13 protein-coding genes and 1 other annotated feature (1 of these 14 cut by a window edge) are annotated in these 13,588 nt (G+C 36.0%); all 13 genes read right to left on the minus strand.

Annotation, left to right across the window (positions count from 1 at the left end; all coding sequences use genetic code 11):
- Window positions 1-106 (minus strand) — a binding site (T-box leader); it reaches 127 nt to the left of the window's first position.
- Between the two features lie 59 nt (window positions 107-165).
- Window positions 166-1,245 carry an AI-2E family transporter gene (locus HHU08_RS16425; RefSeq protein ID WP_016202905.1) on the minus strand — a complete coding sequence of 360 codons (1,080 nt, stop codon included), beginning with the start codon at window positions 1,243-1,245 and terminating at the stop codon, window positions 166-168.
- A 133-nt stretch (window positions 1,246-1,378) separates the two neighbouring features.
- Window positions 1,379-1,510 carry a DUF3918 family protein gene (locus HHU08_RS16430; protein WP_084668708.1) on the minus strand — a complete coding sequence of 44 codons (132 nt, stop codon included), beginning with the start codon at window positions 1,508-1,510 and terminating at the stop codon, window positions 1,379-1,381.
- A 55-nt stretch (window positions 1,511-1,565) separates the two neighbouring features.
- Complete coding sequence (locus HHU08_RS16435) at window positions 1,566-1,754, minus strand: hypothetical protein (RefSeq protein WP_016202904.1); 189 nt, start codon at window positions 1,752-1,754, stop codon at window positions 1,566-1,568.
- A gap of 324 nt (window positions 1,755-2,078) precedes the next feature.
- Window positions 2,079-4,505, minus strand: a complete 2,427-nt coding sequence (gene recD2 / locus HHU08_RS16440; protein ID WP_169188874.1) for an SF1B family DNA helicase RecD2 — start codon at window positions 4,503-4,505, stop codon at window positions 2,079-2,081.
- Window positions 4,506-4,538: 33 nt separating this feature from the next.
- A complete protein-coding gene (locus tag HHU08_RS16445; RefSeq protein WP_169188875.1) occupies window positions 4,539-5,189 on the minus strand; it encodes a tetratricopeptide repeat protein in 651 nt (216 codons plus the stop codon).
- 518 nt (window positions 5,190-5,707) lie between these two features.
- Window positions 5,708-6,823, minus strand: a complete 1,116-nt coding sequence (mnmA, locus tag HHU08_RS16450; RefSeq protein ID WP_016202901.1) for a tRNA 2-thiouridine(34) synthase MnmA — start codon at window positions 6,821-6,823, stop codon at window positions 5,708-5,710.
- 58 nt (window positions 6,824-6,881) lie between these two features.
- Window positions 6,882-8,024 (minus strand): cysteine desulfurase family protein, encoded by a 1,143-nt coding sequence (locus tag HHU08_RS16455; protein ID WP_016202900.1) that lies wholly within the window; start codon window positions 8,022-8,024, stop codon window positions 6,882-6,884.
- Window positions 8,025-8,534: 510 nt separating this feature from the next.
- Window positions 8,535-8,954 carry a cysteine metabolism transcriptional regulator CymR gene (gene cymR, locus HHU08_RS16460; RefSeq protein WP_101730770.1) on the minus strand — a complete coding sequence of 140 codons (420 nt, stop codon included), beginning with the start codon at window positions 8,952-8,954 and terminating at the stop codon, window positions 8,535-8,537.
- The gene (locus HHU08_RS16465; RefSeq protein ID WP_169188876.1) at window positions 8,954-9,637 is read right to left on the minus strand and encodes a YczE/YyaS/YitT family protein; all 684 of its coding nucleotides are present in this window, start codon (window positions 9,635-9,637) and stop codon (window positions 8,954-8,956) included. The genes cymR and HHU08_RS16465 overlap by 1 nt, the downstream gene beginning before the upstream one ends.
- A gap of 470 nt (window positions 9,638-10,107) precedes the next feature.
- Window positions 10,108-11,250 (minus strand): M20 peptidase aminoacylase family protein, encoded by a 1,143-nt coding sequence (locus HHU08_RS16470; protein WP_169188877.1) that lies wholly within the window; start codon window positions 11,248-11,250, stop codon window positions 10,108-10,110.
- Between the two features lie 27 nt (window positions 11,251-11,277).
- A complete protein-coding gene (locus tag HHU08_RS16475; protein WP_169188878.1) occupies window positions 11,278-12,102 on the minus strand; it encodes a GNAT family N-acetyltransferase in 825 nt (274 codons plus the stop codon).
- A 20-nt stretch (window positions 12,103-12,122) separates the two neighbouring features.
- Entirely contained in the window at window positions 12,123-13,244 is a 1,122-nt protein-coding gene (menC, locus tag HHU08_RS16480; RefSeq protein WP_169189703.1) for an o-succinylbenzoate synthase, read from the minus strand.
- Between the two features lie 177 nt (window positions 13,245-13,421).
- Window positions 13,422-13,541, minus strand: coding sequence for an AraC family transcriptional regulator (locus HHU08_RS25990; RefSeq protein WP_407939824.1), 120 nt, complete (start codon window positions 13,539-13,541; stop codon window positions 13,422-13,424).
- Between the last annotated feature and the right edge of the window lie 47 nt (window positions 13,542-13,588).

Consider the following 13,588-nt stretch of genomic DNA (forward strand, 5'->3'; position numbering starts at 1 on the left):
CAAGAATTAGCTTTCAATTATCCTTCACTTGAAACTCCTTTCAGCCTAAGGGAATTTCTCTCTTTAAAGTGGTCTATAATCTACTTGTTTCTTTCACCATTTTTTCGATATATGCTTCATTCGAATTATACTGATTATTAGGCAGTATTGTCAATATCGGTCTATTTATATACGTTTAATTTCCGGGTCTTTTTTCCCGAAGTGTGTTCTCATATGAACGATTGCCACTTTCGCTATCGATAATAATGGAACTGCTACGATCATCCCAATCATTCCACCAACCTCTTCTCCAAGCAGAAGAGCAAACATAATAAATAGCGGATGCATATGGGTGCTTTTTCCAACTATATAAGGCGACAATATGTTCCCTTCTAGAAATTGCAAAATAATAATGATGATGACTACAATAATTAGCATTTTAACAGAAACGGTACTTGCTACGATTAAGGCAGGAATAGCACCTATGATTGGACCAAAATAGGGAATGACATTCGTTATCCCAACGATGATTCCTAATACAAGCGCAAATTTCATATGAAAAACCCAAAATAGGATCATGGATATTACTCCAATAATTGTACAAACCAATAATTGCCCTCGTATATAGCTGCCTAATGATTCATTTACGTCTTCTAAAAATAAATGAGCACTGTTGCGCCATTTATTTGGAATTAGGCCGTTAAAAGCTTTTCTTACAGCATCAATATCTTTTAACATATAAAAAGAGATGAATGGTATCAGCATAATGACAATGGAATAATTAATAATCCCCATTGCCCCATTAATTACTTTATTTAAAAGAGATTCCATCTTTGTTTCAAATAAATCAATCCCCCGGTCAACCTTTTCCTGTAAATTAAATGGCCATGACTCCATTTTATTTTGGATGGAGTCAATCAGATCTTTATATCGTGCCGCAAGCTCAGGAGCACTTTCCGTAAGTTCTTCAAGCTGATGGATAAGAATAGGAATCCCTTTATATAAGGCATAGCCAATCCCACCAAAAAAAAGGATATAAATAAGTGCAACAGATAAACCTCTATGTAAGCCTTTTTTATGTAGTAATTCTACAATCGGATGTAATAAATACGTAATAAATGCTCCAATTATAAAAGGAATAATAACTTTTGTTATAAGGCTTAAAATAGGCAACCAAATCGGTGATAATTTTATAAAAACAAATAATACAATAAAAAGTAATAAGGTAAACCCTAACCGGTAATACCATTTCATTCTTATATCCATTTTCTTTCCTCCCTCATAACCTATTGTGAGAGATAAAAGGAATTTTTATGCACATCATCATTGACGAAACTTTTCAACAAAAAAAGATTGTAGATACACTTTTTTGAGCATCTACAATCTTCTAATAGACTAATTAAAACATCTTCATTACTTTTTTTTGCATTTTTTTCAATTGTTTTTGACTCATCATATTATTTTTTTGCATATAGCTCATTGCTACTACACCAGCACCAATAGCTATTGCTGTATTCATCACTTTACCCATTTTACTTTGCACTCCTTTTATATAGAAGTGAGCGCCAATGAATGTGGAGAAGAACTTAGCTTAATCGACGCTCTTCTTCTTCAAATAAGTCGTCTAGAGAACTTAAGCTTCCATCTTCTTCTACTTGATGTGTATGAATAATCCCTTTTGTTAGCGATAATTCAATAAAGCAATTCCAGCAGTAGTATTGATTGATTCCAATTTTTCCAATATCTTTGCTCTGGCAATTTGGACATTTGAGCACAGGAAACACCTCATCTTCATTCGTTTCATGAAATATTCCATCATGGAATTTCTAGTTAAGTATTCCCATTATGCTCTAAACAGCTTCCAAATATACCAGAATTTCCTTAGGAGTTGGCTTTTTTTACGAAATCTCGGAATCCTACTGGGCTATTCGAAGAAGATAACAATATTATTTTTCTCCTAAGAATTAAAAACATGTAGTGCAAACATTGGCAAAAAAAATCCCCTAAAAATGGAGATTTTCAACTTCAAAAATACTAACTTTTCATAGGGATAGCGAGTGGATGCCTTGACAACCAATATACAACTTAAATTTATCATCTTATACTTCAGACGTTTCCATAAAGTCATACGGTGTGATATTTTCCATACCAATCATTGGATCAATTTGATTGATTTTGCCTTCGTACAATAAATCAAATGAATTCTCTGACGTCATTTCTTTCGTTTCGTCTGGTTGGTATACATCAGCGAATGCCTCTTTGATTTTTTCTTTTAAGGTAGTTTGCCGATTCAGCTCGTCATTTCGACTAACTCCCAATTCTATCGCTTCTACCTCACCGCAAAGAATTAAAAATTGTTTGCTTCTTGTGATGCCCGTATAAATGAGATTCCGTCTCAACATGCGATAATAGCTTTTAACGATAGGCATGATGACGATTGGAAACTCACTTCCTTGCGATTTGTGGACAGAGCAGCAGTAAGCAAGGGTAATTTGATTTAAATCCTGTCGTGTATAAGTTGCTTCGATACCATCGAACGAAACAATAACCATGTCTTGCTTTTCCGTATTTTCCTTCGCATAAAAAATCGATACAATCTCTCCCATATCGCCATTAAAAACATTGCTTTCTGGTTGATTGACTAGTTGAAGGACTTTATCCCCTATTCGGTATGTAACGTCTCCAAATTTCAGCTCTTTTCTGGTTCCGTCAGGATTAGGATTTAAACTTTCCTGTAAAATAGCATTTAACCGATCAATACCTGCAGGTCCTCTATACATCGGTGCCAATACTTGAATATCCATTGGTGCAAATCCCTTATTTTTTGCATTTAAAACAATTTTTTCAATTGCTTGTGGAATTTGACTGGAAGAGCACTTTATGAAGGATCGATCTCCTTGTGGTACAAGCAAATTAGCCGGTAACTGTCCCTTTTTCATTTCATGTGCTAATTCGATGATAGATGACCCTTCTGCTTGACGATAAATATCTTTCAGCTTAACAGTAGGAATACAAGCTGAATCAAGTAAATCCTTTAGAACTTGACCTGGTCCCACTGAGGGTAGTTGATCTTCGTCCCCAACAATAATGACTTGAATATGCTCAGGCAAGGCTTTAAATAATTGATGGGCTAACCAAATATCTACCATCGATGTTTCATCCACTATGAGAATTTTACCTTCGAGAGGATGATCCTCATCTCGCTCAAATGTCCCTGTCCCATTCCAACCTAACAATCGATGAATCGTAACAGCAGGTAAACCAGTCGATTCAGCCATTCGCTTTGCAGCTCTGCCAGTCGGTGCAGCAAGAATAAACGGATAGGGCTCATCATTTTTGTAATCGTTTGGATCTAAGGAACAACCATGCAATTCTCCATATAATTCAACAATTCCTTTGATTACTGTCGTTTTTCCTGTACCAGGACCACCTGTCAAAATAAGCATCGGAGACATAAGCGCCGTTTGAATCGCTTCTCGTTGCGATGGAGCATACTGAACGCCAATGCGGTCCTCCAAATTTCCTAAGGCAAGCAAAAATTCTGATTCTGGAAATTGATCCTTATATTCTGATTGTTCCATTACCCGCTTAATATTTCGTACAAGTCCTTTTTCCGAAAAAAACAAAGAAGGCAAATATATTTTTTTATCCTCAACTATAATTTTCCCTTCTTCTTCTAGCTGAATAATCTGCTCTGCTATTTGCGAAAACTCTATTTCCTCTTTTTGATTTTCTTCAAGTAACACTTTAACTTTTTCAAGCAAATATTCAGCTTGAAGATAGACATGACCTTCTTGATTACTGCTTAGCTCTAAAATATACAAGCACCCAGCTTTTAAACGATCTGGATGATTACCTGTAATTCCGATTTGTGAACCAAGATCATCTGCCTTTCCAAAACCAATCCCTTCTATATCTTCCACCAATTTATACGGATTAGTCTGAACCACTTCTAAAGTATTTTCTTTGTATACTTGATAAATTTTCATCGATAATTGTGGACCAAAACCGTATTGATTTAGCGAAACCATTGCTTGTTCTAAGCCCTGGTTTTTCATTAAGGTATCATATAATATTTTCGCTTTATCAGCTGCAAGTTTAGGCACTGTGTCTAAAATCGATGGCTGATTCATGATTTTAGATATTGCCTCTTCTCCCAATGTATCCACTATATTTTCAGCTGTTTTTTCCCCAATCCCTTTAAACAGATTACTGGATAAATAAGCCACAACCCCTTGCTTTGTTTGTGGCATTTCTTTTCGAAAGGAAGTTGCCTGCAGCTGTAGCCCGAATCTTGGATGCTCTTTAAAATCACCATAGTATGTATATGTCTCTTCTTCATTCATCTTCGGCAAATAGCCAGTAATAACCGCTTCTTTATCATCATAATCATGATTCGTTTCGTCTACTCTTATTCTTATTACAGAGTAAAGGTTCTGTTCATTATGAAAAATGGTAACAAGATGACGTCCCTTAACATACTTTTTTTCTTGTTCAAAAAGATCCAAGGAGTTCTGCTCGTTCAACTGGAATCCTCCTTTCTACGCTTTAATCTCCTATTATTTTCCTTCGATAATTTGCTTCCCATAACCGGCAAGGAGATGATCTGGTTGGATTTCTAGTGACTTATCAAACATTTCTATTGCTTTCTCTGTTTCTTCTTTAAAACCATACGCAACGCCTAAATTATAATAAGCATCAGCGTGATTAGCATCTATTGTTATACAGGATTGAAATTGCGCAATTGCTTCCTCAATATAATCGCTTTGTGCCAAACAGAGACCTAATTGAAAATATGCCTCAGCATCTTGATTATTTAACTCAACTGCTCTCTGAAAATAAGGAATAGCAAGTTTTCCTTTTTCTAAACCAACATATGTTAATCCTAACATAAAGAAATTGTCACTTGTTTCTAATCCTTTTGCTAGTGCTTGTTCAAACATCGTTTTTGCAGATTCTAAATTTTCTTTCTCATAGTAAACAGCTCCTGCACTATAGTAGGCTGCAGCAGTAGTATCATCTATTTCTATCGCTTTTTGGTAAAAAGATAACGCTCTTGTCTCGTCTCCTAAAGCAGATAAAACATTCCCAAAATTAACGTAAGAAACGGCATTATTCGGATTCTTCTCAATCTCTTCCATAAAAAACTTTGCTGCTTCTTCCCATTTACCTTCTTGCATATATTGTATTCCTAATTGACTATTATCCATCTTAAAACACTCCATTTCTAATTGGTAGTATAGCATATTTTCTAATCAAAAATGAGAAAACCAATAGCACAAAAGAAACTAGCAAATCATCCTACTTCAGGAAAATTGCTAGCTACTTTTACGATATGTAAAAAACAAGGTTGGGACATAACTAAATAGATACTCTGTAAAGACGAACAATTTCTAATCTAGCTAGTAAATAGCAGCTGCTTTCGCATACTTTTTACAAGAGGAAATATAATTAGTTGGAAAAACAGAGCAGCCGGAATACACGAAGACGCCAAGGGGATTAGCGAGACAGTCTGAGACCCCGGAGGAGAAGCTGAGGAAGCTTAAGCTTAGCCCCACGGAAAGCGAAGTGTATTCCGGCTGCGGGGAATTGCACTAAACTTCATGGAAACATCCTTTTAAAAACAAATAAAAAACCAAACAATTATACGGAACTTTTATTAGTATCTTCGTATAATTGTTTGGATTTATCTTTGGCTGGAATACTTATGTCCCAGTCCCGTTCACCATTAACCTACATATGTTAATCTTTCATTATCCCGAAATACTTTGTCAATCGTTCCACCGCCTAAGCATTCTTCCCCTTGATAGAACACCACTGCTTGACCTGGTGTAACGGCACGAATTGGCTCATGGAAAATAACTTTCACTGTATTTTCATCGATAATCTCTACCGTCACTTTATTATCTGGTTGACGGTAACGGAATTTAGCTGTGCATTCAAACGATGTACCAATTCTATCTTTAGACACCCAGCTAATATTAGTTGCGATAATACTGTCAGAATACAATAATTCATGATGGAAACCTTGTCCTACGTATAAAACATTTCTCTTTAAATCCTTGCCGATAACAAACCAAGGTTCTCCACTTCCACCAATGCCAAGTCCATGTCTTTGTCCAATTGTATAATACATAAGCCCATCATGACGACCTACTATTTCTCCATCCATTGTTTCCATATTCCCTTTTTGGGCAGGAAGAAATCCACTTAAGAATTCTTTAAAATTACGTTCTCCAATAAAACAAATGCCTGTGCTGTCTTTTTTAGTTGCAGTTGCAAGATTTGCTTTAGCAGCAAGTTCACGAACCTTTGATTTTTCCATGCCACCAATAGGGAACATTACTTTGCTTAATTGTTCTTCTGTTAGTTGATTTAAAAAGTAAGTTTGGTCTTTATTATCATCTTTTCCTCTAAGCATTTTGACTTGTCCATCTTCTCTAACAACTTGTGCATAATGTCCTGTTGCTAGATAATCAGCGCCAAGGCTCATCGCATGCTCTAAGAAAGCTTTGAATTTAATTTCTTTATTACACATCACATCAGGATTAGGTGTTCTACCTGCTTTATATTCATCAAGAAAATAAGTAAATACTTTATCCCAGTATTGTTTTTCAAAATTCACCGCATAATAAGGAATCCCTAATTGATTGCAGACACGAATAACATCTTCATAATCCTCTGTTGCTGTGCAGACACCAAATTCGTCTGTATCATCCCAGTTTTTCATGAATATACCAATAACATCGTATCCTTGCTCTTTTAAAAGAAGTGCTGCAACAGATGAATCTACTCCACCGGACATTCCAACTACTACACGGGTATCTTTCGGTGCTTTTTCCATTTCCATTTCCATTTCCATTTCCCCCTTAGCCCTTCCCTTAACATGGAAGGGAAGGTTATCATTTTGTCAGACGGTTAATGATTTTGACTAATTCATGACCGACCTTTTCTATTTGTTGTTCCGTATTATTTAAACCAAAGCTAAATCGAATCGAATTTTTCGTTCTTTCCGATTCTTTACCAAACATGCTTACTAACACATGGGAAGGTTCGATTGATCCTGCTGTACAAGCTGAACCACTTGAAGCCGCAATACCTGCTAAATCGAGATTAACTAACATCGCTTCGACATTTGTACCAGGAAAGCTTAAGTTTAAAACATGTGGTAAGGTATTATCAACTAATCCGTTTTGTTTAAATGAAATATTATTTTCTTTTAAGATGCCGATAAGTATTTCTTTGTATTTTTTATATTGCTCTCTCTTATAGAATCTATCCTGCTCGGCAATCTCTACTGCTAGCTGAAAACCAGCTACAGAAGGAACATTTTCCGTCCCTGCTCTTCTTTTTTTCTCTTGTTCCCCACCAAAAAATCGGGGATTTAACTTAATGCCGTTTCTAACATATAAAAACCCAATACCTTTAGGTCCATTAATCTTATGGGACGAAACAGATAAAAGGTCAATATGCTGTTCTTTTACATCGATTTCCTCTAAACCATAGGCTTGTACGGCATCTGTGTGAAATACTGCAGGATGCTCTTTTAACAATAAGCCAATTTCTTTAATTGGCTGAATCGAACCTATTTCGTTATTACCATACATTATGGTAACAAGTATTGTATCTTCTCTTAATGCCGTTTTAAATTCATTTAAATCTATTACTCCGTATTCATTAACGGGAAGATAAGTAATCTCGTAGCCTTTTTTCTCTAATTCTTGGCAAGCATGCAATACGGCATGATGTTCGATTTCTGTTGTGATAATATGTTTTCCTTTTGTTTCTTTTCCTTCAGCAATTCCAAAGATAGCATAATTATCTGCCTCCGTTCCACCACTCGTAAAAATAATTTCATTTTCGAGTGCGCCAATACTAGAAGCTATTACCGCCCTTGCATTATCTAAAATATTTCTTGCCTGTCTTCCATAAGTATGAATACTCGATGGATTTCCAAATTGATCTTTCATGATTTCATACATTTTGTCAATTACCTTTGGATGCATGGGAGAAGTTGCCGCATGATCCACATAAATATGTTCCACGTTATTCACCTACATTTAGTTAGTATCTTTTTATGTTACTGTTTTCTATAAGATTGTTGTTTTTAATAGGGAAAATTTATATATTGGAAAACTGAGCAGCAGCCTGAATATACATAGACTCCTTTGGGATATCGAGGAGGGCACTGAAAAACTGGCTAGTTAATGATAATGGGCAATAGCCACTTTTTAAACATAAGATGATCGATTTGTTTTCCGAGGCGTCCGCTCGCTTTCCATGGGGCGAGCGCCAAGCCTCCTCGTCACTACGTTCCTGCGGGGTCTCGGACTTTCTCGCAGCTCCCATAGGAGTCGAGCGGACGCCTCTCCAAACCAACCTTATTTTCACTTTCAAAAATGCTTGCTCTTCATTTCGCACGAAAAAAAGACTTTTTCAGTGGCCTCGATAGCGAGACAGATGAGCCAGCCAAGGGGGCTCAAGCGTAGCCCCATGGAAAGCGAATTGTATTCAGGCTGCGGGTTACTAGCAACAAACTTTACGAAAACAGCTTTTTATATATAAAACATATAACCGTCTGAACTGCCGTCTTCTTTATGATTAGCTAAGTCTTCTATTGTTGTTGAATCCAACACATCTTTTACAGCATCTCTAATTTTCATCCATAATGCTTTTTTGGCTGGTTCTTCATCTTCGATTCCTTCGACCGGACTAATCGGTCCTTCTAATATGCGAATAATGTCTCCAGCAGTAATTTTATTTGGTTCATCCCCTAAAACATACCCACCATATGCTCCGCGAATACTACGTACATAACCAGCATTACGCAATGGTGCAACTAATTGTTCTAAGTAATGCTCCGATAAATTATTTGTTTGAGCAATAGATTTTAAGGAAATCGGTCCTTCTCCATGCTTCTTTGCTAACTCCATCATAATGGTTAATCCATATCTTCCTTTAGTTGATATCTTCATTATTTTGCCTCCTGCTCCATATTATGTTGGTGAATATTATTCACTGTTCTTTCGCTTCGATTCAGTATATAGTTCGTCCATTTTGTACACTGTGGGATACTCCATCCGGCAATTCTTCCTATTAAAACAGCATAGATAATCGTCCCCCAAGATACGGGTCCCCCGAGCATCCATCCTATTACTAAAACAATCGCCTCCATAAATAACCTCGTTTTTGCGATACTTCCACCAAATTTTTCGGATAAGACGATCATTAGACTATCACGAGGTCCGGCACCAAGTTTTGCAGAAATATAGATTCCCATTCCGTAGCCCATTATGATCAACCCAATTAAAAACATGATCCATTTTTGATATAAGGAGGAAGGGGTATTCATAAAAGGAAGGAGTAAAAAGAGATCAATAAAGGCTCCTACTAACACCATATTTAATAAAGCCCCAAACTGTGGAAGCTTCTTGGAAAGAATCGCAGCAATTAATAATATTAAAAATCCAACTATTATTGCCCAGCTGCCAATGGTTAGACCAAACTGAATATGTAATCCAATATTCAAAATATCCCAAGGGGCTGAACCTAAATTTGCTGTTATAACTAAAACAATACCTAATGACATAATCAAAAGTCCTAAAATAAAAATAGCTAGTCGTTTAACCGGTTTATCTTGGCTTATTAATGCTTTCATTTGTAGCCCCTTTTAATTTCCCTATAGTATGCGGTTTTTCTGTATAATTGCCATTAAGCATTATAGCATAATTACTTATGAATTGTTGGTATAAAGACCTAATATTCATCCTTTATCCAGTATAATTATTTTATATCCTATCTATTCAATAGGATATCATATTTTTTCACTTTGCATAATAATTAGTGGATTTATCCATTTACATGGGGAGGCTATTATTTTTTCTTTTAGAAAATCTCGTAAATTAGATTAAAAAGATTTTGCTCTACTTCCCATAGGAATAATATGACAAGGAGGCTTGGCACTCGTCCCACGGAAAGCGAAATGTATTTAGTCTGGGGGTGATAACCACAAACCATCTTTGTAAAATGAATAAAAAACCCAAACAATTATACGAATTTTTTTAGCATCTTCGTGTAATTGTTTAGGTTTATATTTGGTTGGAATACTTATGTCCCAGCCCATTCTATTTAGTGGTTTCTTTCCATTAATTTAGTTGTAGATAGTGCCATGATTTTTATCCCATGTAGTAAGCTATTTAGCTGAAAATGCATGTCAGGATGGTGTAAACCTGGCTGCAAATCAGTACCTAATCCGATCATGGTTGTTTGAAGTTGTTCATTTACTTTTGCATAATAATGAAAATCTTCGCCTCCAGGTGTTATTGGTGGTTTTACAAGCCCTTCTTTCCCAAGTATATCTTTAATGCTTCTTGCTACTATTTCCTCCATCCATTTATTAGGACTTGCTGCTGGCATTTCGGATAATAGTTCTAATTCTATTCTTGCTCCATTTGCCTCTCCTGCTAGTTTTACTTGGCTCTCTAATCTGGAAATTAATTGAGCCATCGCTTCATTGGTTTGGGCACGAACATCGATCCCAAACTCGGCATAATCTGGGATAATGTTGAAATTTTTCCCTCCTGCTTGTGCAAAAGTTAATTTTGCGGATGCTGGAATGATCGGATTTAAAGGAATAGAACGGATCGCCACATTGATTGCTGTAAGACTATCGATTACATTTATACCTAAGTGAGGTCTTGCTGCATGTGCCTGCATTCCATATATTTTCCCTTTAAAGCTTGCTGCTGCACCATGATAAATAGCAGGAGAGCATTCGCCAAATCTCATTTCTTGAATTGGCCGTACATGCAGTCCTAATAAATAATCCACATCATCTAAAAGCCCCTTATTAATAAAAGAAATTGCCCCTGCACCAGTCTCTTCGGCCGGCTGAAAAAGAGACTTAATCTTTCCTTTTGGTTCAAAACCCAATTCCTTCAGACATCTTAAAGTAAAAAGTAAAATAGTTGTATGTGCATCATGACCGCATGAATGATTTGCTTTCCATTTCCCGTTAACTTGTTGCCATAATGCGTCCATATCTGCTCGAAGGCCAACGACAGGAGCATTACCTTCTCCCCATACACCTACAATACCAGTTTGATCATTAAATAATTCATAAGAGATTGATAATTTCTCTAGTTCATTCTTTATAAATTGAGTTGTTTTAACTTCCTCCCAACTTATTTCTGCATTATTATGAAGAAACTGGTACATTTCTATTATATTTTCCTTTTGCCTATCTACCCAGCCGTCAATTTGCTCGCGCATTTTTCCCCTCCTAGTTTATGCACCTCGTTATTCAGCTTGTATTGTTTTGCTAAAACAAGCGACTTTGCCTAAGCTTACAATATAATAATTCACTGGTTCATTTGTCTTTTGAAAAGAATGAATGATATATCCCATTTCAAACAAGTGATTACATGCATTTCGTAGCATGATGCGCCATTTTTTTGCTATCGCAATGTCTCTTTCTTTTATTGTATGTATGTTATTTGGAACAGGAACCTTATAGAATTCTGCCTTTTTGGAAATTGATTCTACGAATAATGGCACAGGAATATCTGCCGCCATTTCCCAAGTAACAATCGATTGAATTTGCTCCTCCGCCGGAATATTATTAACAGATTTCCCCTTAAGACTCCACTCTAATAAAAAACGGTCTGAAGGAAGACCACTATTTAATTCATCGTCCATTATTCCATAATGATCGGAATAATATGTTTTGACTGTTCCTCCTAATTTTGCAATATTAAGAAAGGCATTACGTGATTCTAGCGGATCAAAAGTCCAGATAATTTTTTTATAGCCACGCTCCAAAGCTAATTCTTTTTGTTTAACTTTCATTTTAAAGCCCAATCCAGCATTTCTTTCCTTATCCTTTACTGCCATCATATGTGACACCAAATATACTTCATTTTGATGAAAGCCAGGAAAACCATAGCAAAAACCGACTAATTCTTTCTTGAGAAAAGCCCCTATAATGATCCCTCCATTATGAAGGGAGGCAACCAAAAATGGAAAAGGCATCGTATTCTTCTTCCCCCAAATTAAATCTTGAAAAACAACCACCATTTGGATTTCATCTTTTGCGGTCACTTCTCTTATCATATAAGGTTTCACTTTATTTGTTCTCCCCTTAACTATATAGATAGATTAGGATATACCTTCTTCGAAATCATATGTTGATTAATCACTTCTTCGTTTAAGTCGAATCCAATACCAGCTCCTGAGGGCACATCTATTTTTCCTGGGGTAGACAATGTGACTTCTGGACAGATGATATCCTTTTTCCAGTATCGATTGGAAGCAGATGTATCTCCTGCTATAGTAAAGGCTGGGAGTGTTGTAATCGCGATATTATGCGCTCTGCCAATACCGCCTTCCAGCATTCCTCCACACCATACAGGGATACCATGTTTTTCACATAAATCATGAATTTTCTTCGATTCGGTCAATCCACCAACACGGCCAATCTTAATATTAATAATTTTACAACTTCCTAATTCAATCGCTTTTCGCGCATCTTCTACGGAATGAATACTTTCATCTAGACATATTGGTGTAGCAAGCTCGCTCTGTAGGATAGAATGGTCAATAATATCATCATATGCTAACGGCTGTTCAATCATCATCAATTTAAGTGGATCTAATTCTTTGATTCTTTCAATGTCTGCTAATGTATACGCAGAGTTAGCATCCGCCATTAACGGTATTTCATATCCAAAAGTCTGTCTTATTTTCGTTAAAGGCTCCAAATCATAACCAGGTTTAATTTTTACTTTGATTTTTTTATAGCCCTCTGACAAAAAACGATCCACCTTTGATAAAAGCATCTCTGTAGTAGGTTCAATTCCAATGCTAACCCCTACATCAATCGAAGTTTGTACACCACCAAGTGCTTTAGAAAGAGAAATACCTAATTTCTTACTATATAAATCCCATATCGCTCCTTCTAAAGCTGCTTTTGCCATATTATTTCTTCTGATAGGAGCGAATCTTTTTGAAACTTCATCTGGATGATTTATTTCTTCTTTTAACAAGAGTGGTATCAAAAACTCATTTAACATGTAAATGACTGTTCCAGTCGTTTCCTCATTATAAGTAGGATCAGGTAAAGCGACAGACTCTCCATAGCCAATGTGCTCTCCACTATATATTTTAATTATAAGAAAATCCTTCTCTAACAGTTTGCCAAAGCTCGTCTCAAAAGGACTAACCAACGGCATTTTTACATGCTGAACTTCTATTTTATCGATTTGCACCATTTCACGCCCTTTTCATCAAGTCTCTTTATTCTATTTTAATAGTTATTTGAATTTTGTGTGTAAATTTATTTAAAAAGTCGAAATATCTTAGAAAAAGTTTATAGCTATTACTCGCAGCCTAAATACACAAAAGTGTGCTTACACAGAGTAAACACACTTTGTATATCATTATATTTATTTGGCCATTTTATTGATAACATACTTTCCTGGTGTTATTCCTTCATACTGCTTAAAAATCCTTATAAAAGTATTAACATTTTTACACCCTACCATTTCGCCAACTTCTGATACCATATCACTAGCGTCGCATTAAAATAATACAACGCCTTCCGGAAATCTGA

This window comes from Niallia alba, assembly GCF_012933555.1.
Taxonomy (GTDB): Bacteria; Bacillota; Bacilli; order Bacillales; family Cytobacillaceae; genus Niallia; species Niallia alba.